The 21,102-nt window shown below is 42.7% G+C and carries 24 protein-coding genes and 5 pseudogenes; 20 read left to right on the forward strand and 9 right to left on the reverse strand.

Annotated features, from left to right (window positions below; all coding sequences use genetic code 11):
• Nucleotides 1-514 precede the first annotated feature (514 nt).
• Together FJQ87_RS18355 and FJQ87_RS18360 are read right to left on the reverse strand one after the other, a co-directional pair.
• Nucleotides 515-712, reverse strand: coding sequence for a hypothetical protein (locus tag FJQ87_RS18355; RefSeq protein WP_140934223.1), 198 nt, complete (start codon nucleotides 710-712; stop codon nucleotides 515-517).
• 68 nt (nucleotides 713-780) lie between these two features.
• Entirely contained in the window at nucleotides 781-1,347 is a 567-nt protein-coding gene (locus FJQ87_RS18360) for a recombinase family protein (protein ID WP_140933120.1), read from the reverse strand.
• Between the two features lie 235 nt (nucleotides 1,348-1,582).
• On the opposite strand from FJQ87_RS18360, the gene FJQ87_RS18365 reads away from it, so the two are divergent.
• The 8 genes and pseudogenes from FJQ87_RS18365 to FJQ87_RS18395 all read left to right on the forward strand — a co-directional run.
• Complete coding sequence (locus FJQ87_RS18365; protein ID WP_140934224.1) at nucleotides 1,583-2,266, forward strand: ParA family protein; 684 nt, start codon at nucleotides 1,583-1,585, stop codon at nucleotides 2,264-2,266.
• The gene (locus FJQ87_RS18370) at nucleotides 2,266-2,622 is read left to right on the forward strand and encodes a hypothetical protein (protein ID WP_140934225.1); all 357 of its coding nucleotides are present in this window, start codon (nucleotides 2,266-2,268) and stop codon (nucleotides 2,620-2,622) included. The genes FJQ87_RS18365 and FJQ87_RS18370 overlap by 1 nt, the downstream gene beginning before the upstream one ends.
• Before the next feature lie 973 nt (nucleotides 2,623-3,595).
• Nucleotides 3,596-3,718 (forward strand): hypothetical protein, encoded by a 123-nt coding sequence (locus FJQ87_RS19010; RefSeq protein ID WP_276613173.1) that lies wholly within the window; start codon nucleotides 3,596-3,598, stop codon nucleotides 3,716-3,718.
• A gap of 273 nt (nucleotides 3,719-3,991) precedes the next feature.
• On the forward strand, nucleotides 3,992-4,249 hold the full coding sequence (locus tag FJQ87_RS18375) for a hypothetical protein (protein ID WP_140934226.1): 258 nt from the start codon (nucleotides 3,992-3,994) through the stop codon (nucleotides 4,247-4,249).
• Between the two features lie 483 nt (nucleotides 4,250-4,732).
• Nucleotides 4,733-4,978 carry a type II toxin-antitoxin system HicA family toxin gene (locus FJQ87_RS18380; protein WP_140934227.1) on the forward strand — a complete coding sequence of 82 codons (246 nt, stop codon included), beginning with the start codon at nucleotides 4,733-4,735 and terminating at the stop codon, nucleotides 4,976-4,978.
• Complete coding sequence (locus FJQ87_RS18385; protein WP_240778955.1) at nucleotides 4,975-5,313, forward strand: type II toxin-antitoxin system HicB family antitoxin; 339 nt, start codon at nucleotides 4,975-4,977, stop codon at nucleotides 5,311-5,313. Before FJQ87_RS18380 ends, FJQ87_RS18385 begins: the two co-directional genes overlap by 4 nt.
• 524 nt (nucleotides 5,314-5,837) lie before the next feature.
• On the forward strand, nucleotides 5,838-6,821 hold the full coding sequence (locus FJQ87_RS18390) for a sensor domain-containing diguanylate cyclase (protein ID WP_140934228.1): 984 nt from the start codon (nucleotides 5,838-5,840) through the stop codon (nucleotides 6,819-6,821).
• 78 nt (nucleotides 6,822-6,899) lie between these two features.
• A pseudogene (locus tag FJQ87_RS18395) lies at nucleotides 6,900-7,216 on the forward strand (transposase); the annotation flags it as partial.
• Between the two features lie 33 nt (nucleotides 7,217-7,249).
• Here FJQ87_RS18395 and FJQ87_RS18400 read toward each other — a convergent pair.
• A pseudogene (locus FJQ87_RS18400) lies at nucleotides 7,250-7,426 on the reverse strand (IS4 family transposase); the annotation flags it as partial.
• A 77-nt stretch (nucleotides 7,427-7,503) separates the two neighbouring features.
• Between FJQ87_RS18400 and FJQ87_RS18405 the strand changes: the two are divergent.
• Nucleotides 7,504-8,428 (forward strand): annotated as a pseudogene (locus tag FJQ87_RS18405) (transposase).
• A 39-nt stretch (nucleotides 8,429-8,467) separates the two neighbouring features.
• Here FJQ87_RS18405 and FJQ87_RS18410 read toward each other — a convergent pair.
• A pseudogene (locus FJQ87_RS18410) lies at nucleotides 8,468-8,695 on the reverse strand (transposase); the annotation flags it as partial.
• A gap of 334 nt (nucleotides 8,696-9,029) precedes the next feature.
• Between FJQ87_RS18410 and FJQ87_RS18415 the strand changes: the two are divergent.
• The 3 genes from FJQ87_RS18415 to FJQ87_RS18425 all read left to right on the forward strand — a co-directional run bounded on the left by FJQ87_RS18415 (nucleotide 9,030) and on the right by FJQ87_RS18425 (nucleotide 11,556).
• Nucleotides 9,030-9,596 (forward strand): hypothetical protein, encoded by a 567-nt coding sequence (locus tag FJQ87_RS18415; RefSeq protein WP_140934229.1) that lies wholly within the window; start codon nucleotides 9,030-9,032, stop codon nucleotides 9,594-9,596.
• A 108-nt stretch (nucleotides 9,597-9,704) separates the two neighbouring features.
• Nucleotides 9,705-10,913 carry an IS4-like element IS10A family transposase gene (locus FJQ87_RS18420; RefSeq protein WP_206194413.1) on the forward strand — a complete coding sequence of 403 codons (1,209 nt, stop codon included), beginning with the start codon at nucleotides 9,705-9,707 and terminating at the stop codon, nucleotides 10,911-10,913.
• Nucleotides 10,894-11,556: an endonuclease gene (locus tag FJQ87_RS18425; protein ID WP_240778956.1), complete on the forward strand. Its 663-nt coding sequence runs from the start codon at nucleotides 10,894-10,896 to the stop codon at nucleotides 11,554-11,556. The genes FJQ87_RS18420 and FJQ87_RS18425 overlap by 20 nt, the downstream gene beginning before the upstream one ends.
• A gap of 2 nt (nucleotides 11,557-11,558) precedes the next feature.
• On the opposite strand, the gene FJQ87_RS18430 is transcribed toward FJQ87_RS18425, so the two are convergent.
• Together FJQ87_RS18430 and FJQ87_RS18435 are read right to left on the reverse strand one after the other, a co-directional pair.
• A complete protein-coding gene (locus FJQ87_RS18430) occupies nucleotides 11,559-11,957 on the reverse strand; it encodes an H-NS histone family protein (RefSeq protein WP_140934232.1) in 399 nt (132 codons plus the stop codon).
• 206 nt (nucleotides 11,958-12,163) lie between these two features.
• Nucleotides 12,164-12,478, reverse strand: coding sequence for an HU family DNA-binding protein (locus FJQ87_RS18435; protein WP_346763956.1), 315 nt, complete (start codon nucleotides 12,476-12,478; stop codon nucleotides 12,164-12,166).
• A gap of 1,002 nt (nucleotides 12,479-13,480) precedes the next feature.
• Here FJQ87_RS18435 and FJQ87_RS18440 point away from each other — a divergent pair.
• From FJQ87_RS18440 to FJQ87_RS18470, 7 genes are all read left to right on the forward strand, one after another.
• Complete coding sequence (locus FJQ87_RS18440; RefSeq protein ID WP_140934233.1) at nucleotides 13,481-13,885, forward strand: DUF1640 domain-containing protein; 405 nt, start codon at nucleotides 13,481-13,483, stop codon at nucleotides 13,883-13,885.
• Between the two features lie 588 nt (nucleotides 13,886-14,473).
• Nucleotides 14,474-15,046 carry a hypothetical protein gene (locus FJQ87_RS18445; RefSeq protein WP_140934234.1) on the forward strand — a complete coding sequence of 191 codons (573 nt, stop codon included), beginning with the start codon at nucleotides 14,474-14,476 and terminating at the stop codon, nucleotides 15,044-15,046.
• Between the two features lie 69 nt (nucleotides 15,047-15,115).
• Nucleotides 15,116-15,415: a helix-turn-helix domain-containing protein gene (locus tag FJQ87_RS18450; RefSeq protein ID WP_140934235.1), complete on the forward strand. Its 300-nt coding sequence runs from the start codon at nucleotides 15,116-15,118 to the stop codon at nucleotides 15,413-15,415.
• Entirely contained in the window at nucleotides 15,412-15,756 is a 345-nt protein-coding gene (gene tnpB, locus FJQ87_RS18455; protein ID WP_140934236.1) for an IS66 family insertion sequence element accessory protein TnpB, read from the forward strand. Before FJQ87_RS18450 ends, tnpB begins: the two co-directional genes overlap by 4 nt.
• 87 nt (nucleotides 15,757-15,843) lie before the next feature.
• Entirely contained in the window at nucleotides 15,844-17,367 is a 1,524-nt protein-coding gene (locus tag FJQ87_RS18460) for an IS66 family transposase (protein ID WP_140934237.1), read from the forward strand.
• Between the two features lie 302 nt (nucleotides 17,368-17,669).
• Nucleotides 17,670-17,981, forward strand: coding sequence for a type II toxin-antitoxin system RelE/ParE family toxin (locus FJQ87_RS18465; RefSeq protein ID WP_140934238.1), 312 nt, complete (start codon nucleotides 17,670-17,672; stop codon nucleotides 17,979-17,981).
• Nucleotides 17,978-18,283, forward strand: coding sequence for a helix-turn-helix transcriptional regulator (locus FJQ87_RS18470; RefSeq protein WP_240778952.1), 306 nt, complete (start codon nucleotides 17,978-17,980; stop codon nucleotides 18,281-18,283). Before FJQ87_RS18465 ends, FJQ87_RS18470 begins: the two co-directional genes overlap by 4 nt.
• A 1,006-nt stretch (nucleotides 18,284-19,289) precedes the next feature.
• Here the strand turns inward: FJQ87_RS18470 and nadS are convergent.
• Together nadS and FJQ87_RS18480 are read right to left on the reverse strand one after the other, a co-directional pair.
• A complete protein-coding gene (gene nadS / locus FJQ87_RS18475; RefSeq protein WP_140934239.1) occupies nucleotides 19,290-19,577 on the reverse strand; it encodes a NadS family protein in 288 nt (95 codons plus the stop codon).
• On the reverse strand, nucleotides 19,574-19,909 hold the full coding sequence (locus FJQ87_RS18480) for a type II toxin-antitoxin system RelE/ParE family toxin (RefSeq protein WP_140934240.1): 336 nt from the start codon (nucleotides 19,907-19,909) through the stop codon (nucleotides 19,574-19,576). Before FJQ87_RS18480 ends, nadS begins: the two co-directional genes overlap by 4 nt.
• A 96-nt stretch (nucleotides 19,910-20,005) precedes the next feature.
• Here FJQ87_RS18480 and FJQ87_RS18485 point away from each other — a divergent pair.
• Nucleotides 20,006-20,095 (forward strand): annotated as a pseudogene (locus FJQ87_RS18485) (transposase); the annotation flags it as partial.
• Between the two features lie 425 nt (nucleotides 20,096-20,520).
• Here FJQ87_RS18485 and FJQ87_RS18495 read toward each other — a convergent pair.
• The gene (locus FJQ87_RS18495) at nucleotides 20,521-20,895 is read right to left on the reverse strand and encodes a TraK family protein (RefSeq protein ID WP_140934242.1); all 375 of its coding nucleotides are present in this window, start codon (nucleotides 20,893-20,895) and stop codon (nucleotides 20,521-20,523) included.
• Nucleotides 20,896-21,102 lie beyond the last annotated feature (207 nt).

Here is a 21,102-nt window from a genome sequence, read left to right on the forward strand (position 1 = left end):
TCGATTGAGTAATAGTCGTGCTGTTTCCTTCAATTATCTATGGCCTATTGCGCGACAATTGGAATGACAGTCACATGCTTTATCCGTAAAGGGAGCGAACTAGAGTTGGGAGGGGAATTGAAAAATGGTTTTGTCATCGTTAAGCCTGCAACATTTGGCGGCTTAACGCTTACAACGACTAATGGTTCACGTAATGCTAATGAAGATTCCTCTATTGAGTACGCGTAATCGCTGTTGCTTATCGAGCTCCTTCAATATCAGCGTTACTACTCTAACTTCATTTAGTGCTCTTAAATCATTAGCATTCGTGGTCCAATGATGGTTGTCGGTCGTATTCTTCACACCGGTAGCCTTACAGCTAACGCACTTGCCACTTACGCTGTAACGCTTAGGTGATTCACTATGGCAGCCGTCACAGTGATGTTCTGATGTGAACATCCGTTGTTGCGCGAGAGTAGCCTTAATGCATTCATCTTCTATTGTTGTGCGTTTTTTCGTCATGGGATATTTTATCTTAAAAATAGACTCGTAAAATCCAATCAACCAGGGCTGATTTCGTTTGTATCGGTCGGGATGTGAACTCAAGTAACTCACGTCCTTCAAAGGTGCCTGTCACTAACATCGCCCCTTTTTCTACAATCCAGTAATTATTATTTTTCGTTGCTTTAAATGAGCCATTATCTTCAATGGCAACAAAATCACGTGAGTTCAATGTAAGACCTTTTGTGGTGTTTGGTTTGTATTCAAAGAGTTATACCTATATCTACATGTTTCGGAAGGCTATGTTATAGTCTTCTTCACAGAATTAATGGCGCGATAAATAGATGCTTCGCCGAGCTGATACTCCTTGGCAAGTTGGCCAATGGTCGCCCCTTCAGCTCTTTTATCATAAATTGCTTGTTTTAAGATGTTTGTGAGTTTTACAGGTCTACCAAATTTGACGCCATTTTCATGGGCTTTTGCTATGCCTTCAGCCTGCCTTTCTGTTCGTAAGTCATTTTCAAACTCTGCAATCGCAGCCAACATATTGAACATGAGTCGCCCTGTTGAGGTGCTGGTATCAATATTCTGGTCAATAACGAGTAAATCGATACCTTCATTTTGGAAACGCGAAGCCATCTGAGCTAAGTGAACAACTGAGCGAGCAAGGCGATCTAGTCGAGTTACCACCAAGGTATCCCCTTCACGCAAATAACTCATGCAAGATTGAAATTCCGACCGTTCAGTTGTCCTACCACTGCGTTTTTCTTGATATATCTTGTTGCACTCAGCTTGGTGTAACTTGCTGAGTTGCACCTCTAAGCTTTGACCTCTGGAGCTTACCCTGGCATAACCAACTCTGGACATAAATTATCATTTCTCATTAAATGTTTTGATAATTCATTTATGATAGTAGTTTTGATAGATAATATCCATCGCTGTCAAATAGTATACTTTTTGAGTGGTGTTTCTATATAGCTAGCTATCTTTTGTTTGCATAGCTAGCTATTGTGATTTAAGATAGCTAGCTAGTAGTTTGATTTGAATGTTGCTAGCTTATAACTGATAGCTAGCTATCTTTTGCTATATGGAGAACTGAATAATGGCAGTTATAGCATTTGCACAAAGTAAGGGTGGCGCTGGAAAGACAACCGCTTGCGTTACATTAGCCGGTGAGTTGTGTCGTCAAGCATATGATAGTGGAATACAAATTACTCTGATTGATACCGACCCTAATCAACATAGCGCTGGTTGGGCTAAGAAAGATGGCTGTCCATCAAATCTGGTTCTGATAGAAAAATCAACCGAAGATACCGTTCTGGATGATATTGAAACTGCGACCTCTCTAACTCAATTTGTTTTAGTAGATCTTGAAGGTTCAGCTAACTTTGCTGTGACGCAGGCAATTAGTCGTGCTGATTTGGTTATTGTTCCATGTCAGGGATCTGAAGATGATGCTACCGAAGCGGCAAGAACTATCGGATTAATCCGCAAGCAAGGTCGCTTGCTGGGTCGGAAAATTCCCTGCTGTGTTTTACTCACTCGCACAAGTGCAGCGATACAAACTCGATTATTGAAATTGATTAAACAGGATTTTATTGATAGTGGTGTTCATATTCTTAGTTCAAGCTTGATCGATCGCGAAGCATTTAGAGCTGTTCGTAGCTATGGTGGGACGGTAAACAGTTTAAACCCTGCGGTAGTCTCTGGAACAGATAAAGCAGCCATAAATGCTAAAGCTTATGCCAATGATGTAAAACGTATGCTGTTGGAGGCTAATAAATAATGGATAACACACGTACTAAGATCGTCATTGATGAAAGTGATGAAGATATTTCGCTTTTAAAAGTGTTAGCCGCAACAAGTAATAAAGCTGAACCTTTGACAGATAGGCAATTGAAGGAAGTTGAAGCTCAAAGTGCCACATTGGGCTTCACGCGCCGCGAAAAACGTAAACGATCGCCATATGTCATTCAAAAAAACATCAAAATTCGTGTTGGAATGGATGAACTTTTAAGCGAATTAGGTGTGGCAGTGGGCTCTAGGAGTGATCAGGAAACATTTGATATTGCTATTGCTAAACTGATTGAAAGTCTCGGTTCCGTGCGGCTTTCGAACATGTTAGACGAAATATCAAAGTGATAGCTAGCTAGTTTTTGGATATATAGCTAGCTATATTTTTGGTGGCTAGCCATCGTTTTATATATCTAATTTGTCTGTTTTCATACGATCTTATATTGGCCAGTAATGATGGTTCAGATCATTACTGGCCTGTGCCAAGAATTAAGAAATGAGGAATCTAAATTCATGTTACAAATACAGTATAACGATATCGGTAAAGTTCGTCTAATTGACATACCACTGTTGCCCTCTGGTTTACTCATTAAGTGGTTGGCAACCAAACCAATGTGGATGCAAGAACGCGTGATTAAACAGCTTACATTGATGCATTAAGCATGTAAGAATGAAAAATTTCCGCTGATATTGTACTAATCGAACGAAGTCATCGGTTGGCTTTTGTTGCATTATTGTTGGTAAGAATGAGGGGTAGACAGTTAAGACTTTACGTCTTGATAGTTGTAATGGAGCAAACTCTAATAGAATAACGGAACAAATTAATGGAATCATTGCACAAAACAAGGCAATTGAAACACAAAAACGCAGTATTGCTATATTGACGAGGTTGTCATATAGTTACCGCAGGAGATCTGACACATCAGCATGTGAGAAATTTTGTACCAGCGAAATTTCTAGAAGCTACTAGCCTTAAAGGGCTACAAAAAACCGCCTATGGCGGTTTTTTTGTGTCCAAATTTTAAAAAGTTGTACTTTATTGAACCAAAAAATCATATAATTAATCACGTCTGCTAGGTTTATCTGCTGGACACGATAAAGGCACCCTAATCATTTATGTACAGTATAAATGCTTAGGGTGGGACTATGTTCTGCCCTTTATGCTCTTGTTCTCTGGGGTGGTACCCAGCATCTGGTCTTAGAACAAGTCCATGAACCTTAGTCGTGTTGATGTGTCAGATCTCCTAATTTGATGCGTCTTGTTTCATGTGTTGACCAGAAGCAAATGGAACCACGGCTCCTTGTTTGGAGCAAAATACCAATGTCTATTTTTGAATTGGTCATTCTTGTTATATCCATTATTGTTGCAGCAGGTGGTGTGAAAATCACTGTCGGCGATATCAATATTGGTAATACACGTAAAGATGACACCAACAAAAAGTAAAATTTTTCCCGTCTTCGTGACGGGTTTTTTATGCGCTAAGAATTTATTGTGTAGCCTATTAGTAAGCGCCTAATTAACCCACATTCCAATAGCATTGCGCTTTTGCCAAAAAGCCTCAAACTTTAAGAGGTACTTATGACTTTATCTTTGATTAACAAACAACAATACTGGCAAGGCATCTTTGCCCAATTTGAAAGAATGAACACCTTAGATAGTTGATTTTGTAACTTTTTCATGTTTAACTTGAATTTGTAACTTAATCAAGGGGGGGATATGACTGAGGTTAAAAATAAACATGGCGGCGCTCGTACTGGTGCTGGTCGCAAAACTAAATATGAAAAAACGGTTGTTACGCGAGTGCCTGAAAAATATCACGATGTGATAGCAGCTCTCATTCGGCACCTAGATGAATGTGAGTTGGTAGATAAAAATTACAATGACGCTGTATCAGCCCCAGTGTTTTTACGTTCACTCAAAGACAAACCTCAGCAAGTGACGTTTACTGTTTCAGCGATTAAGAAAAATGATTAAGTTACAATTTCAAATTCAAGTCTTGTGATTGCCCTCATGTGGAAAAGCTAGGGACAGAAAAGATCTGCCCCCAGCTTTACCGCAATCAGTCTGGTTAGCGTTTGTGCTGCCTAATGGGTTGCGCTCTGCGCTCAATAAGTTCTTTTATTTTTGTCTTTACAAGACAAGGCGAAATTTTCGCTTTTGATGATCGATTTACCATTATGAATATTGTGCGCATAACGACTTTGCCACTCATTCAATATCAGTGCCGAACGCCTCAAAATCACCACTAAACCTCTGCCAAAAACACAAAAAACCAGTTCTCAATAATTGGTCAATTTCACCACTTTGATAGTTCGCCAGAAAATAGCCCTCAACGGCTCAAAATAATAAAACTGCTGAAACTATTCGGTATGGCAGAACACATGTGGCGCGACTATATATAGTTGCGATGCGTTCTGTTGGTTTGGTATAATGACCTCCTATATAGCAGGAGGTATCATGACGAAAACGGATAAATTATTAGCAAAACTCAAGTCGTCCAAAACACTAACTTGGCATGAATTAGCTGGTGCGTTAAAAATGCTAGGTTATCAACAAGTAGAAGGCGATGGTTCAAGGGTTAAGTTTGATAATGGCATTCCGAAAGAGTTAATTAACCTGCATAAACCGCACCCTAGAAATGAATTAAAGGCTTACGCATTACGCCAAGTCAGAGACAAATTAACCGAATGGGGGAAACTATGATGCAAAATTCAATGACATATAAGGGGTATCACGGCTCTGTAGAAATTTGCCCTGGCGATAATATTCTGTTTGGGCAAGTATTATTCATTTCACCGTTGATCAACTATGAGGCTGAAACAGCCAAAGGGTTAGAGCAAGCATTTCAAGAGGCAATTAACGCCTATCTTGTTGATTGCGCACAACAAGACATTCAACCAGAAAAGCCTTGTAAGGGATCGCTTAATGTTAGGTTAGGACATGACTTACATTTAGCTGCGTCTATCGCTGCATTTCAAGCATCGACTAGCACGAATGAATTTATCAAAAGGGCTGTACAAAAAAGTGTTGGATTATAAGCCTTGATGGAATTTCTAGGGGTTCAGCATAGAACCAAAATAGATGATCAAGTGCAAGAATATGATGTGTTGATCCTGAACTGGTCAGGGTAATTGTCGCGCAATAAACTCTAGATTCAACAGTAGAAAAGCGTCTTTAAATGAGGCGCGAATCAGTTCTCTTGAGATTTGATTCATGGTAAGGCAAAAAAAGCCCCGCTGGAAGGAAAAAGCGGGGCGAAATCGGGCGCGGTTGTGCCTGGCGTGAATCAGTCTGGGGCAGACAGATTCACAGGCTCATTTCTATCAGATTAGAAAAAGTATTTTGAAACCTTAAATACTTTGTTAACTCTGCAGCCTAACTTAAGTGTCTACAAGTATCAGGCCTTATCATTGAAACGTTTCTCGCTGGCAGTGAAGTACATCAAAGATTACAACAGAGTCTTTAATGTATAACATTAAACCAACAGCGTTGGTAGATTACATAGAAACTATCGTTTATACTACATATGATATAGAAGGAGTAATATCAATTGGAGCGTGATATGAAATCATCTAAAAAACCTATAAATGAGAAAATTCGTTTAAAACAATTACATGATTTATCTATTCTTGACACTCCTCCTGAAGAACGATTTGATTGTGTTACTCGCATGGCTAAACGTTTATTTGATGTTCCAATTGCCCTTGTTTCTTTCGTAGATGAAAATCGACAGTGGTTTAAGTCTAAATTAGGTTTAGATGTTAATGAAACAGAACGAAGAATTTCTTTCTGTAGTCATGCTATTCTGAAAGAAGATACTTTCATAGTTAAAGATACAATGAAAGATGATAGATTTATTAATAATCCTTTGGTTGTTGGTGAGCCGTATATTAGATTTTATGCTGGTCAACCTCTAAGAACTTTAAGCGGACAAATTTTAGGTACTGTTTGTATAATTGATATAGTCCCTAGAGATTTTAATAGTGAAGATATTGCTATGCTAGTTAATCTGGCTGATATGATAGAGCGTGAAATGATGTCAATTCAGCTCACCATGTCTGATGAATTGACGAAAATATCAAATCGTCGAGGCTTTTTTATGTTAACACGACATTGTTTAGGTATTTTCTCTAGGGAATCACTTTCAGCAACAATCATTTTTTTTGATCTAGACAAATTTAAAGAAATTAATGATAAATATGGGCATGCTGAAGGTGATAGAGCTCTAAAAATTTTTGCTGATGAAATGAAAAAGTCATTCAGGACTTCTGATGTTTGTGCTAGATTTGGTGGCGATGAATTTGTAGCGTTGTTAATAAATGCAAATATTGAACAGATTAAAGCATTAATAAAACGATTGACCTCATCACTAAAACTACGTAGTCATTTAGATTGTTTGCCTTATTGCATAGAGTTTTCTTCTGGGGTTGTCAATTATGAACCTCTAAAACACAAATCAATTGAGGACATGCTGAAAGAAGCCGACAAGTTGATGTATCATGATAAAATTTATAAAAATAATAACTTATTATCAAGTCGAAAATAGCAGGGCGGGATTAAACTGATCTGATCCAATACTTTTTGACACCACGTTAAGTGAGTAAAATGACTTAACGAGGTGAATATGACAATCAAAAAGCCCCGCAAGACCCACACTGCTGAATTTAAAGCTGAAGCCCTGAAACTAGCCGAACGTGTCGGTGTTGCTGAAGCTGCCAGGCAGCTCAAAATCTACGAATCACAACTTTATAACTGGCGCTCTGCCATTGAGAAGAAATCGACAACTAGCCAGCGCGAAGCCGAGCTTGCTGCTGAAGTTGCCAAGTTAAAACGCCTGCTAGCCGACCAAGCTGAGGATTTAGCCATCCTAAAAAAGGCAGCCACCTACTTCGCGAAGAATCAAAAGTAGAACGATTCGAATTTATGCTCGAACACCAGCACCAGTTTCGCCTAAAGCTCCCCCTGTGTCAGGATAGGCAGTATAGGCCACTTCTTTCTGGCTTGAGGTGTGGTGGTTAACTGCACCAATTGGTCGTGTTTTCCTAAAGAGCGGACCACTTCATATTGTGTGCCTTTCTTCAACGGCAGCAGCCAGTGGCTGTTAGGTTGAGCCTGTTGCCAGGCGTGTAAAAGCCCCAACGAATAGAAGCCTCCCCCCTGTGTCAGGATTGTTGTCACCCTTAAATAATCATTATTTTTAAAGACAGGGTGCGGCAAAAGAGAACGATATGGCTCGGTATTCACCAGAACGTAAAGAGGCGATCCTTAAAAAATTATTACCGCCTCACAATTTAACGGTCGCAGAGGTTGCTCGGGAAGAAGGCATTGCGGTGCAAACCTTGTATCATTGGCGGGATATTGCCAGAAAAGAAGGTCGCCCCGTGCCAGGTAAAACATTAACAACTGATGACTGGTCAGCTGAAGCTAAGTTTGCGGTACTCATTGAAACAGCCCCGCTATCGGAAGCCGAGTTAAGTCAGTATTGCCGTGAAAAAGGCTTGTTTCGCGAACAAGTACAGCAGTGGAAACAGGATTGTTTAGCTGGTTTTCAAACCTCAGAAGTACAAACCAAAACCATTAAACAGCAGGCCAAGGCTGACAGAGCCGAAATCAAATCATTGCAACGAGAATTGCGCTACAAGGAGAAAGCGCTGGCTGAAGCTGCTGCGTTACTGGTGCTCAGAAAAAAGCTCAATGCGCTCTGGGGGGACGACAGCGAGGAGAGCTAACTCCCTTGCCTGAGCGCATAGAATTGATTGCCTTAATTCAAGAGGCGTATATCAATGGTGCTCGCCTTTACAAGGCTTGTGCTGAAACTGGACTCAGTAAACGCACTTATCGACGTTGGTATCGAGCAGGCCAAGTGCAAGCCGATTTAAGACCAATAGCGGCTCGACCAGAACCGACAAATAAACTCGAAGCACATGAGCGACAACAGATATTAAGTGTGTGTAATTCAATTTTGTCTCACCAGGACAACGTCATGCTCAGCTAGATAACGCGATTTTAGCCAAGCGTAAGGAAGTGCTTGAAGCGGCAAAGGCAAGAAGACCGACGCGCTGGTCTAAAGACGTGAGAAATTGTGAGGCGGTTGGAGCCGTGACCCTAAACCCAGATAAAGCACCAATAGAAGGCGTAATAAATGCAGCTTAATATTTAAGCAAAGAGCGACAACTATCTTGAAAAACACCGAGCTTGGTCGGCTAACAGGCGTTTTAACTTGGCAACTTCAGCAGCAAGCTCGGCTTCGCGCTGGCTAGTTGTCGATTTCTTCTCAATGGCAGAGCGCCAGTTATAAAGTTGTGATCCGTAGATTTTGAGCTGCCTAGCAGCTTCAGCAACACCGACACGTTCGGCTAGTTTCAGGGCTTCAGTTTTAAATTCAGCAGTGTGGGTCTTGCGGGGTTTTTTGATTGTCATATTCACCTCGTTAAGTCATTTTACTCACTTAGCGTGGTGTCCAAAAGTATTGGATCAGATCACTAAACCCAGATAAAGCATTAATAGAAGGCGTTAGAAATGCAACTGAATATTTAAGTAAAGAGTGGTAACCAACTTGAAAAAAAACGATTTCGCTCCACAATTAAGTAAAATAAAGTTAATTTTATCTTAAAATGTTGGTATGTTTCATTAAGCGAGGTAAGGCTGCCAATTTCGATGGAATGTTGATGTTTCGTAGCCCCTTAGTTGTATACCCGCGCCTTATATATTGAGTACAACTTAAAGCATTTCAGTTGCACACGGAGAGTCTTTTATGAAAATGTTAAGATACTTTGATAGTAGTTCATTAGAACTTACTATTGGACATCAAAATTTAAATCTAGAATCGTCTGCAATAGCAATTATGCAGAAAATTGATAATCACCATCTTTGCTCTTTGCCTAAAGAAATGTCTATTGCAGATGCAAGAAAATATTTGATAACAGCTTTTGGCATCGAATTTCTCGTTACTAACTCATTAGGTCATTGGGAAGGCGTTGTTAGCTATGCTGAGCTGGCTCCAGAACGAATTTTGAGGATGCTTAATAAAACCGTGACACCATTATCACTTACAGTGGGCGATGTTATGTTGTGTAGAGAAAATCTCTTTGCTATAACAAAAAAAGAATTAATAACATCTACCATCGAAGATGTACTACTAACATTAAATACCTTATCAAGTCGCGTTTTGTTGGTTATTGATAACAACGAACTTTGTGGCATAATTAATAGTAATAATATTATAGAGTTATTAAAACTACCTATCCAAACAAAAAAAAATAATGTTGCTGATATTGTGCATCAATTGCGTGAAACGCATCACTTGACACTTGACACTTGACACTGAGGAATCCCCTGATAATTTACAAATAAATCATCAAATTAGGGTGGAAGCGCATCTTGTTGCATGATCAAATGGTTTCGCCAAAAACTACACTTGGACAACAAGATGCGCGAAGCCAATATCCTACAACATTCGTTACACCAATTCTGCCCAGAACTTCACCTAAAACGATTAAACAGTTTGATGCTGGCCTCTAAGGCACTGATTGAATGCAAGACGCTGACCTTGACCGAGTTAGGTCGAAATTTACCAACCACGGCCCGAACCAAGCACAACATCAAGCGCATTGATCGTTTGCTCGGCAACACGCATCTGCATCAAGAGCGGTTAGCGGTCTACCAATGGCATGCCAGCCTTATCTGTTCTGGTAACCCTATGCCGATTGTGCTCGTCGATTGGTCAGATATCCGAGAGCATAAACGCATCATGGCCCTGCGCGCCTCAATAGCCTTCAATGGCCGCTCTATTACCCTATATGAGAAATCCTATCCCCTATCAGAACAATGCTCTAAGGCCGCCCACAACGGTTTTTTAGCGGACTTAGCCAAGATTTTACCTTTGCATGTTACCCCTCTCATCGTGACTGACGCGGGGTTCAAAGTGCCTTGGTACAAAGAGGTTGAGGCACATGGTTGGTTTTGGCTAAGCCGTATTCGCGGTACAGTTCAATTTGCAGATATTGGTGCCGAAAATTGGCGTGCAGTGCGCAGTACACATGATTTGGCCAACGGTCAAGCGAAGAGCCTGGGTTGTAAGACCTTGACCAAAACTAACCCTATCAATTGCCATCTCACGCTGTATCGTAGCAAACCTAAGGGCCGTACAAATCAGCGTTCAACCAGGACGAATTGCCACCATCCATCAGCAAAAACGTACTCAACAGCGGCGAGAGAACCTTGGGTGTTAGCCAGCAACTTACCACCAGGATCTCGGAGCCCAAAACAGCTGGTAAACCTGTACGCCAAACGTATGCAAATTGAAGAAACCTTTCGTGACCTCAAAAGCCCGGCATACGGCTTTGGCTTACGCCAAAGTCGTACCAACAGTCCAGAGCGATTCGACATCATCCTACTGATTGCGTTAATGGTTCAATGCCTGTTGTGGCTAGTTGGTTTACATGCACAGCAACAGGGCTGGGATAAGCATTTTCAGGCCAATACCATTGGGCATCGAACGGTATTCTCAACGATTCGCTTGGGATTGGAGGTACTCAGGCGGCCTGATTATCAAATCACGGAGAAAGAATTGCTGGCGGCGTGGGTATTATTCGCCAATCAGTTACTCAAATATGGCTATGCTATGGCCGATTTATGAGGGGATCCATCAGGGAGCCGCGTTTGATGCAAAAGGTAATGTTATAGCACCTGCTGGATTTGCTACTTCTACGCATGTTGCTAGAGCTAAAAAAATTGAGTGGGAACACGTGGTACCCGCCGAAAATTTTGGCAAAGCCTTTAGTGAATGGCGTGATGGCCATGCCCAGTGTGTTGATAGTAAGGGAAAGTCGTTTAAAGGCCGTAAATGCGCTGAAAAAATGAATATCTCGTATCGGTATATGCAGGCTGATTTGCACAATCTATTTCCTGCCATTGGCGCGGTGAACGCGCTACGCAGTAACTACAACTTTACCCTGCTACCCTCTGAAAAATCCGATTTCGGCTCGTGCGATATGCGTATTGAAGGTCGCAAGGCGCAACCGCCAGAAGCCTCTAGGGGGCGAATTGCCCGCTCATATTTGTATATGGATAAGGCTTACTCAAATTATTCTATGAGTAAATCGCAGCGGCAATTAATGGTAGCTTGGGACAAACAATTCCCTGTGGATATGCAAGAATGCCAACGTGCTAAAAAAATTGCCGTAATTCAGGGTAATCATAACGAAATAGTTAAAAATAGATGTGAAAAGCGGGGCGAAATCGGGCGCGGTATAGCACGTCAATTAGCTTGGCCGATATAAGGTTACACTATGATAAGAAAATCACTTAATTCAAAACCTTCATCCAGTTCCCGTTGAAATACCTTGGGTGTGCGGCCTTGGCCTGTCCAGGTGATCATGTCGCCATTCACTTCAATCTGATATTTCGGCGGTCTACGCTGGCGTGGCTTCTTGGTTGTTGCGACTGAAACAGTGCCTAGATCTGCTGGGGTTAATCCTAATTCAGCCATTTGCTTTTTAATGGCATTGAGGCGAGCGTTTCGTTCAGCATTATGAATTTCCGCTTCTGCTTGTTCTTGTTCTCTGGCGTCCATGATGGCGGTTAACTGTTTTTGAACGGCGTAGAGCTCTGGCAGGGTTAACGTTTTGACTTCGGATTTGAACTTGCGGAAATTCGTTAACTTTCTAAGGAAATCGGTCATAAATGGTTTTCTTTAATATAAACGTGGTCAGGGAGTATAAAAAGTTAGCGCTAAATTTCAAGCGCACAGCGGTGTTAGCGAGTAAGCCTTGAGATTATACTTGTTTGCTTATCACGTTAATTAACGGCAAATAACACTATGCTAAGCACAAAAATGCGTGTAGCTAAGAGAAGAAGAGCGTCATTAGAGACGCTTTTCTTGTGATATTAAGCATTCATGGCTTCTTTCAGCGTTTTACCAGCCTTGAAGCTAGGCGAGCGTTTGGCTGCAAAGGTCATAGGTTCACCTGTTTGAGGATTACGTCCTACACGCTCGGCGCGCATGGTTGATTTAAAGGTGCCAAAGCCAACGAGCGCTACTTCTTCATCAGTCTTTAGGGTTTCAGTAATCGTTGCGATAAGGGTTTTTAATGCAGCATCAGCTTCTTTCTTAGTGATGTCACTGTTGGCAGCGATTTTTGCTACAAGTTCTGTCTTTGTCATTGCTTTATATCCAGTTAATAAAAATTTCGCTGGTAACATGCCTGCTTTTTTGAATTATCGCAATATTTAAGCGTTAGGCGTCTTACGGTGATCCCTTCATGGTGATGACAAGCAGCGGCTGCGCCGCCCTCTGATTGCTCACTGGTGCATCGTGTATATCCTATCCCCTTTTGATAACGTAACTTTTTCAAGATTGTGAGTTGGGGCTGTTACTCAATCCGTCATCGAGGCTTGAACGGGGCGTTCCCTTCGGGCGGGCTTTGCGCTTCGCGCCCCGCGATAATAATTAGCCGGTGCAAAGCGCAACAAGTTGCAAGCACAGGCTAATCATTCCTGCTTGCCAATCCCTAACGCAAAAGCCAAAGACTAAAGCACTAACAGCCCCTTGCCTGGTTAAGTGTGAGTAAGCTCGCGCTTGTCCTTCGCCAGTCATGGCTTTCCTGTGCAAAGCGAATACCAATCACGCCCCCACTTTGACTTCTAATCTGTCTCACGCCACAACCTGATTTTCAAGGGAAGCTGCGCCGCTTCGCGCCCTTGAAAATCAGAACGATGGAGTGAGATCAGGAAGTCAGGCGAAGACGAGATCGATATTCAACCACACAGGAAAACAAGCCATGACTAACTCACTCCCAGCACAAGCAACTCACACTAATACCAGTCAATCTACTGTTAGCCTCAAGACACAAGCAGGCTCTCCCAAGCTCGATATGTCGGCAAGCTTTGTAAATCATGGCCTTGTGCTACGAGCTGAGTCCGTTAACGAGACAGATTTGTACACACGCTGATTTCATCATTAAGCGTGACGGTGAGGTAATGAAAGTTTTCAGCGCCCCTGCTTGTGGATGGACGATTGAAGCGTTGAAAGCAATAGACTGTTACGAATTTAGTCCGCATTGCTGGGACGTGTTTCTAGGTGAAATGTGGGTCGGAAGTTCAGAAATTTAACCGAGTGAACAGGCGTTGACAGGGCGCCTGAAAATTTAAACGACAAATTCATGTAAACACAATACAATAACTTTAATACTGACAGGTGATAAAATGAACGCAAATCAAACTAATCAAATTACACTCACAGCAGAACAACTGATTAATATCGTTGGTCATGCTGCTACGCAAGAGCAGTTAGACAACGTAAGGCGTGAGCTGGATACTAAAATTGAGCGTTTAGACACTAAGGTTGAGCGTGTTGCTGGTGAGTTGGATGCTAAGATTGATCGGGTTGCTAGTGAGCTTGGTGCCAAAATTGAGCGCGTCGCTGGTGAGTTAGATGCCAAAATTGAGCGCGTTGCTGGTGAGTTAGATGCCAAAATTGAGCGCGTTGCCACTCGAACTGATAGTAAAATTGATTCCCTGAAAAATTGGATGCTTGCGACTGCGTTTACAATGATCGTTACCGTGGCGGCAGCTACGGCCTTTCTTGTAGATAGATTGCCACCGCAATAATTATTGGTTTCGCATTTAATACAGCCCTTTTTAGGGCTGTTTTTGTTTCTACTCTCCCGTCAGTTTCGGCCAAAGCGTGTTAACGCAGCGGCTTCGCCGCCCTCTCGTTGTTCTCTGGTGCATCGTGTATACCCTATCTCCTTTTGATAACGTAACTTTTTCAAGGTTATGAGTTGGGGCTGTCACTAAATCCGTCAAAATAGATTGAGCTGGGCGTTCCCTTCGGGCGGGCTTTGCGCTTCGCGCCCCGCGATAATAATTAGCCGGTGCAAAGCGCAACAAGTTGCAGCACAGACTAATCATTCCTGCTTGCCAATCCCTAACGCAAAAGCCAAAGACTAAAGCACTAACAGCCCCTTGCCTGGTTAAGTGTGAGTAAGCTCGCGCTTGTCCTTCGCAAGTCATGGCTTTCCTGTGCAAAGCGAATACCAATCACGCCCTGCTTTGACTTCTAATCTGTCTCACGCCACAACCTGATTTTCAAGGGAAGCTGCGCCGCTTCGCGCCCTTGAAAATCAGAACGATGGAGTGAGATCAGGAAGTCAGGCGAAGACGAGATCGATATTCAAACACACAGGAAAACAAGCCATGACTAACTCACTCCCAGCACAAGCAACTCACACTAATACCAGTCAATCAACAGTTAGTCTCAAGACTCAAGCAGGCTCTCCCAAGCTCGATATATTGAAAGCCTTGCAACGATATAGAATCGTTGATAGCAAAAACAGGATTGTCGATGATTTGTGTAACTTAGGGCTTATGGAGGCTGAACATGCACTTTGTCGCAGCCTTAATCTTGGAGCAGATTGCTATCTTCAAGATGAAGAACCAGCATACCAGAATGCATTTGTCGTTGTTAACTCAGGTGTGCATCAAGGCCAAGCTGGTTTTGTTGTAGAAGATTTAAAGGACAATTATTTATACGTTAAATTTGTTATGAATGGCTGTCATTATGTGTTTATTGCCGATGATTTAGATTTTGTCGGTGAAGCGTTAAGTTGCCCTTCTAACGGTGTTGAGGCGATTATTCAGGTCGTTGGTGAGCAGGTGAATATCACTACTGCTGGTGAATGTTATGGTGATCTATCACAAATTAACGAGACCTTAATGGATTTATATTTGGATGGTCATTGGCCAGATGATTTTGTTCTTAACGGGTAAGCGGTTAATAAACCCCACATACTAATAATTCTAACGTTCTGACATAGTACCTTTTTCATCGGAGGTGCTATGAACCAAGCACAAAAGCGCGCTCATTGGGCAGCAGTCATTGAGCAACAACAGCAAAGTCAGTTATCCATTAAGCAGTTTTGCCAAGCCAACGGCATTAGTTATCAGACCTTCTTTTATTGGTCTAAGCGGTTGCATTCAACCGATACCGTACAAACCTTACAGCCTATCGTTTTCAACGAGCAATCTCACTCATCCTCCGAGTCAGTGGTGCTCTTTTTTACTAATGGTATTAGGGCTGAGTTGCCCGCTGCGCTGAACACAACTCAAATCAAGCGCTGGGTGGATGCGTTGCAATGACACCTTCCGGCAAGGTCTTTCTAGTTTCTGGCGTGACCGATATGCGCAAGTCCATCGACGGCCTAGCGCTCATTGTCGCCGAGCAATTGGAGATGGATCCGTTCAGCGAAGCCTGGTTTATCTTTTGTAATCGTGGGCGTGATAAGCTCAAAATACTGTTCTGGGATACTAATGGCTTTTGGCTTTACTATCGTCGTTTGGAAAAAGGCACCTTCAAGTGGCCACGTCCTAATCCCCAAGGCGTCATCACCATCAGCAAACCTCAGCTTCACTGGCTGCTCTCAGGCCTATCACTGGAGAACAGTAAAGCCCATCAGCCCCTCAATGGTCTGGAAGTGTGACGCATGACACTGAACGCTCATTTGCGCTTGAACGATCCTTTTTAACCGTCACACTGGGCGCCATTCAACACAGTAAGATGATGGCCAATGACCGACTTCCCCAATGATATCGCACAACTCAAAGCCCTACTGCAGGCTAAAGATGCGTTGCTGCAAGCTAAAGAGGTGTTGTTGCAAGCTAAAGAGGAAGAAGTCGCCGCCCTGAAAACACAAGTTCAATTACTGGTTGAACAACTCAACCTCAGCAAATCCAAACGCTTTGCGGCGCAAAGTGAAAAAATCGCCAAAGGGACCTTCAACGAAGCTGAGCAGCAGAATGCCTTGCCTAAGCCCGCTGCCGAGCGCGCTAAAACAGGTCGAAAGCCACTGCCTGCCAACCTTGATCGTGAAGTCCAACGCCACACCTTAAATGCCCCGTATTGTGACTGTTGTGATGCGCCCTTACACGAGTGCGGCAAAGAAGTCAGTGAAACGCTGAAAATCTTGCCGCAACGAGTGAGTGTCATTCGCCATGAGCGTACTAAGTATGCTTGCCGTCAGTGTGAGCAGACCGCGGAAACCAGCAAAGTTATCACAGCCCCCAAACCCGCGAGCATGATCCCCAAAAGCCTTGGCAGCCCAGAAGCTTTCGCCGCGGTGGTCACCGCTAAGTATGTGGATGCGCTACCGCTGTACCGTCAGGTGGATATTTTGAACCGCTCTGGCATCGATATCAGCCGCGCCACCTTAGCTAACTGGTGTGTGCAGCTCGGCAGTAACGTGCAAATCATCATCGATGCGATGAAAGCACAGTTGTTAACCGAAAGGCTCATCTGCGCCGATGAAACCACAGTACAAGTGCTGAGGGAACAAGACCGACAAGCACCATCGAAATCCTATATGTGGGTGTATCGCAGTGGTGAATTTACTGACAATCCGGTGGTAATTTACGACTACCATCCAAGCCGCGCTGGTGCCTGTGCGCGCGATTTTCTCGGCGATTACCAGGGTTATTTGCTGTCAGATGGCTACAGCGCCTACGATACCCTCGAAGGTGTCACCCAAGCCGCTTGTATGGCGCATGTTCGGCGCAAATTTATTGATGCCCAAAAAGCCTCACCAAGCAAGAAAGCAGGTAAACCAGAAAAAGCCCTGAGCTTCATAGGCAAACTGTACGCCGTAGAGCACAAAGCGAAGAACTTATCAGCCGACGCGCGCCAACAACTGAGGATGCAAGAAAGCCTGCCAATTCTAAATGACTTTAAACAGTGGCTGGATAGCCAGCAGGTATTACCTAAAGGGGCCTTAGGCAAGGCCATCACTTACGCCATCAATCAGTGGCCTAAATTGCAGACCTACTTAGAGGATGGCCACATCAGCATCGACAACAATGTGACGGAGCGTGATATCAGGCCGTTCACTACGGGCAGAAAGAACTGGATGTTCTCGACTTCAGTGGGCGGGGCAAAAGCCAGTGCGAATTTATATAGCTTGGTAATGACGTGTCGGGCGAATGATATCAACCCCTACTATTACTTCCGGCATCTGTTCACCGAGTTGCCAAAACGTTCACTGGCCGATGATATCTCGGATCTTATGCCATGGAATGTGGATCTGAGTGACGTGGAATAACACGTCACTGGTTTATTAACCGCTTACCTTAACGGTACTCTATATATACCTGAAAAACTGCCAGCGTTTTTGGTTGTGTCATCGGAGTTGTCGAGGACTCAGAAATTTTATATTACTCATAATGGTGGTGGATTTTGCGTTGACGAAAAAACGGGTAAAACACAATACAATAATGGCACAGTGATTTTTGATACTTTGCGAGTGTGATTTTGTTATAGTAAAACATTAGCCTATAGGCTAATGTTTTACTATAGGCTAACTCTTGTTGGTGTTATAATATTTACATCAACAGGGAGTTTTAAATGTTTGAACTGATTTTTCATCCAGAGGCCGAAGCTGAAATCTTGGCATTAAAAGGTGCCATGAAAGCTAAGGTGTTACACGGTTTAACAAAGCTCGAAGCTGAAGGGCATCAACTCCGCTATCCAGACACTAAACCTATTCGGGATGGATTGTTTGAGTTGAGGGCTGGGGGAAAAGATATTAGCCGTACCTTTTTTGCATTTAGTAAAGGCAAAAAAATCTATATTTTACGGACATTTGTTAAGAAAACCGCTAAAACGCCCTCGTCAGAGATTGGGCTGGCGTTATCCAGATTGGAGCAATTATTATGAGCATTAAAGTAAAAGGTGTTTCATTCGCTGAGCTGAAAGCTAAAGCATTCAGAGATCCCGAAGTGCTCGAAGCATACCTGGCTGAACAACGCAAAGATGAATTAAAGGCGCTTTTGGCTCAGATGCGTAAGTCTGCTGGGATGAATAGCGCCCAAGTCGCGGCAAAAATGGGCGTTACCCCTGCCACAGTCTCAAAGCTTGAAAATCGTGCAGATAAAGCGAGCCTTGGTACTTTAGATCGCTATGCTTCTGCTTGTGGTGCCAGTATTCAGATCAGTATTCAGCAAACCATTCATATTTAAAAGTAGCGGCCAAAGCGAGTTAAAGCAGCCGCTTCGCCGCCCGTTCGTCGCTCACTGATTTGAAAACGTAACTTTTTCAAAGCTGTGAGCCGGATTTTTCTCCTAATCCGTGAAAGCCGTTAGTCATTTCATCGGTCATTGAAATTGCAGATCTGCAATTTCAATGAATAGAATCATGGCCATCATCATTGCTCGAACTGGGCGTTCCCTTTGGGCGGGCTTTGCGCTTCGCGCCTCGCGATAATAATTAGCCGGTGCAAAGCGCAACAAGTTGCAGCAGCGGCTAATCACTCCTGCTTGCCAATCCCTAACGCAAAGCAATTATTGTCTTAACCAAAATGAATTTTTTTCATTTCTGTGGACTCGGGCTTGAGGGGATTGCTAATGAAGCATGGTATCCCTATTCACAAGGGTTGTTATTTGAAGCGGTTGAGCGGTTCTTAATTTCAGCGAAAATTGCCAATAATGTTGTATCTGTCGATCAATAAGCAATACTGTACACACATCGACAGATAACTCGAATAATGCCTGCGTAGTCGAAAATACAATCATCAATTATCGTATTAGTTCTGAAGGAAATTCAGTCCTTCGCGCCCTATTCCTTTGTGGGTATTTTGGGTGTAATGTAGGGTGGTTGCAACAGCGACGCTGTGGTTTTGTGTGTCTATGTTCATGGATGAAGGTTTTTAGTGATGACATTTGTAACTATGCTCGTATTACTCATTATTTTATTCACTAGTTTTTCATTGTTTGCCGTTAATTTTTTTTGAGTCAGCCCCATACTGGTACGGCCTGAAAACTGTAGGTACTCTGTCGTATTACTAAAATTGGCTCAATGTACTAATGTTGAGGTTAGCTAGATATCACTTTACTAACTCGGAAATGGGGAAAAATTGGTTAGCCAAAATTTCATTAAAAATGATCATCTTCAGGACGCGAATCAGACTAGACAAGTCTGATTCAGATGGGGAAAATCCAAAGGTCCAAGAAGGGCCTTTGGATAATTTTAGTGAGCGGCAAGGACTGCGTAGATTTTTGGATCTTGCTGAATAGTAGCAAGCACTTTAGCTGCTAATCCTGCCGGGTTGCGGCGCTTACCTTCCCAACTTTTAACAGTGTCAACACTGACACCCATCGTGGCAGCAAATTCGGCCTGCGTCACTTTAAGCAGTTCTTCACGGATTGACTTAACGTCGGCAACTTCATAACGAGTTACTCGAGCGGGCTTTTTGAGACCATGGTGAATTTCTACCGCTTCTTCAAGGGAGGTTTGAAGTTCGTTAAATATACTCATTTGCTCTCTCCTTTAAGTGATTGAACGATTAGTTTTAATTTGACCTTTTCTTCCGCGGTTAGGCTATCTTTAACTGCTTTTGGATAAGCGAAAACTAGGTAAATTTTATCGGCCAGAGCAAGGACATAGAGCACTCGTATACTGCCACTCTTTCCTTTGTTGCCTACAGCCATTCTCACCTTTCGTAGGCCACCTGTACCTTTGATAATATCGCCTTTATCAGGCTGAGCAATAAGCTCTGCTTGCAAATCCTTTAATTCGTCGTCTGTTGCAAGTTCCTTGATCTGTTTTGTAAAGATCGAGGTTTCGACAAACTCAATAGCATGGCTCACTAATTAAAATCCTTACGCCACTCTTGATGTGTACATTGTACACCTTTTAGGGGGGTAATCAACACTGGGTCATTTGCCATTGTGTTGATAGCACACTGGTCGCCCAGTTACTTTGCTGGGAGTTGTGGCTGTGCGCCACTTGCTATGATTCGGCAATACATCGAGCAACAACAAACGCCAAACTAAAAAGCCAAAGGCTGGGTGGCTACGCCGTCCACTATTAGTCATTTCGCCGTTAACCCTCCCCGATGACTTATGGATAAGATGCGGTGGGGTTATATGAGAACAAAGGCTAATGTTTTACTTTGTGCTAATTGCTCTTTGCTTGGCACCATCAAGTCACATTAGTTAAGTAATGTTGGTTTCGTGTCGAGATTGATACAAGGTCGAGAGTCTGAAGCTAAGATAGAGCTTCTTTTAGCTCTCACCCGCATTGTTAGTGTGAATAAAATTGATGCCTTAAAAATGCATTTGGTCAAAGGCTATTCTACAACGATGGCTTATGAGCTCTGCGACGTCAAACAGCAGAACTTTCATAGTTGCTTAGAAACTCTTAACAAGGTTTATGCCATTCACGAGCAACTAACAGAGCTTTAAGATTAAGGCTTCAGCTAAAACAGATCGTCTTCATTGTAATTAGGCGACCAATCAAAACCTGTGGTTGTAGGTTTATTATTGGGTTTGATTGGTATGGTCTTCGTCGGTAGAGATTTCGCAACTATCACTTCTGCCGCTGTAGTTCCTGTCGATGTAATGGATCGACTCTGTTCACTTGTTGCAACAATATGTCTAGTTACATAGTTGCAAAACGTCAGGTAGCAACCCCTAAACCTATCTGTGGCGTTGAGTCTTTTCCAAATGTCTTTTCTTGAAAAACCTCTGCTCATTGCATAGATGATTTCGTCTTTCAGGGCTAAAAACTCTGGGAGTAAATTACGAGGTTGTACATTGTTTTGTATTAATTCCTTATAAAGCATGTCATTCATTATCAAATTCAACTCAAGTCTAATTAAACAGCAGTAACCCAAAACTCAAATCATGCTATAGCAAATACAAAACAAAACCAAATTTGATTTAAATTCAAACTAAAGTCGGCTAAGATTCCGAGCAATACAAACCAACATTGGATAAAACGTTAATTACAGGCAGGATAGGTGAAGTACATGTACACGCAAGCGGTTACAATGTTCTTC

Origin of the sequence: Shewanella sp. SNU WT4 (assembly GCF_006494715.1) — a bacterium.
Taxonomy (GTDB): domain Bacteria; phylum Pseudomonadota; class Gammaproteobacteria; order Enterobacterales; family Shewanellaceae; genus Shewanella.

Coding starts and splice junctions, on each gene's coding strand:
- FJQ87_RS18370 (WP_140934225.1), top strand. CDS start 2,266: ATGGATAACACACGTACTAAGATCGTCATTGATGAAAGTGATGAAGAT.
- FJQ87_RS18385 (WP_240778955.1), top strand. CDS start 4,975: ATGATGCAAAATTCAATGACATATAAGGGGTATCACGGCTCTGTAGAA.
- FJQ87_RS18440 (WP_140934233.1), top strand. CDS start 13,481: ATGAACGCAAATCAAACTAATCAAATTACACTCACAGCAGAACAACTG.
- FJQ87_RS18365 (WP_140934224.1), top strand. CDS start 1,583: ATGGCAGTTATAGCATTTGCACAAAGTAAGGGTGGCGCTGGAAAGACA.
- FJQ87_RS18460 (WP_140934237.1), top strand. CDS start 15,844: ATGACCGACTTCCCCAATGATATCGCACAACTCAAAGCCCTACTGCAG.
- FJQ87_RS18465 (WP_140934238.1), top strand. CDS start 17,670: ATGTTTGAACTGATTTTTCATCCAGAGGCCGAAGCTGAAATCTTGGCA.
- FJQ87_RS18425 (WP_240778956.1), top strand. CDS start 10,894: ATGCTATGGCCGATTTATGAGGGGATCCATCAGGGAGCCGCGTTTGAT.
- FJQ87_RS18450 (WP_140934235.1), top strand. CDS start 15,116: ATGAACCAAGCACAAAAGCGCGCTCATTGGGCAGCAGTCATTGAGCAA.
- FJQ87_RS18375 (WP_140934226.1), top strand. CDS start 3,992: ATGACTGAGGTTAAAAATAAACATGGCGGCGCTCGTACTGGTGCTGGT.
- FJQ87_RS18390 (WP_140934228.1), top strand. CDS start 5,838: ATGAAATCATCTAAAAAACCTATAAATGAGAAAATTCGTTTAAAACAA.
- FJQ87_RS18435 (WP_346763956.1), bottom strand. CDS start 12,478: ATGTTACCAGCGAAATTTTTATTAACTGGATATAAAGCAATGACAAAG.
- nadS (WP_140934239.1), bottom strand. CDS start 19,577: ATGAGTATATTTAACGAACTTCAAACCTCCCTTGAAGAAGCGGTAGAA.
- FJQ87_RS18430 (WP_140934232.1), bottom strand. CDS start 11,957: ATGACCGATTTCCTTAGAAAGTTAACGAATTTCCGCAAGTTCAAATCC.
- FJQ87_RS19010 (WP_276613173.1), top strand. CDS start 3,596: ATGTCTATTTTTGAATTGGTCATTCTTGTTATATCCATTATTGTTGCA.
- FJQ87_RS18470 (WP_240778952.1), top strand. CDS start 17,978: ATGAGCATTAAAGTAAAAGGTGTTTCATTCGCTGAGCTGAAAGCTAAA.
- tnpB (WP_140934236.1), top strand. CDS start 15,412: ATGACACCTTCCGGCAAGGTCTTTCTAGTTTCTGGCGTGACCGATATG.
- FJQ87_RS18495 (WP_140934242.1), bottom strand. CDS start 20,895: ATGAATGACATGCTTTATAAGGAATTAATACAAAACAATGTACAACCT.
- FJQ87_RS18420 (WP_206194413.1), top strand. CDS start 9,705: ATGCGCGAAGCCAATATCCTACAACATTCGTTACACCAATTCTGCCCA.
- FJQ87_RS18415 (WP_140934229.1), top strand. CDS start 9,030: ATGAAAATGTTAAGATACTTTGATAGTAGTTCATTAGAACTTACTATT.
- FJQ87_RS18380 (WP_140934227.1), top strand. CDS start 4,733: ATGACGAAAACGGATAAATTATTAGCAAAACTCAAGTCGTCCAAAACA.
- FJQ87_RS18360 (WP_140933120.1), bottom strand. CDS start 1,347: ATGTCCAGAGTTGGTTATGCCAGGGTAAGCTCCAGAGGTCAAAGCTTA.
- FJQ87_RS18445 (WP_140934234.1), top strand. CDS start 14,474: ATGACTAACTCACTCCCAGCACAAGCAACTCACACTAATACCAGTCAA.